The organism is Aquitalea sp. S1-19, assembly GCF_024343515.1.
On the sequence record NZ_RJTZ01000361.1, the window covers coordinates 1 to 436 of the forward strand.

General features: G+C 63.5%; 1 pseudogene. It reads right to left on the bottom strand.

Going from position 1 to position 436, the window contains the following annotated elements:
- Positions 1-436: pseudogene (locus EGI20_RS19055) on the bottom strand (glycine dehydrogenase (aminomethyl-transferring)); the annotation flags it as partial.

Sequence of the window (436 nt, forward strand, 5' to 3'; positions counted from 1 at the left end):
GGTCACCCAAGTCGACCTCGACCGTGTCGTAGAAGCGGTCATATACCAGCGTGCCGCCAGCAGCCTGAACGGCGTGGCCGAAAATCGCGGCCAGACGATGGATGCGGGTGGCGATGCGGCGCACCCCCTCCGGGCCGTGGTACACGGCATACATGCCGGCCAGGTTGGCCAGCAATACTTGCGAAGTGCAGATATTGGAGTTGGCCTTTTCGCGGCGGATATGTTGCTCGCGCGTTTGCAGCGCCATGCGCAGCGCGGTCTTACCCTTGGCATCCACCGACACACCGATAATGCGCCCCGGTGCGGCGCGCTTCATATCTTCGCGGAAGGCGAAATAGGCGGCGTGCGGACCGCCAAAACCCATAGGCACACCGAAGCGCTGGGTATTGCCCACCGCCACATCGGCGCCCATTTCGGCCGGCGACTTGATCAGCAC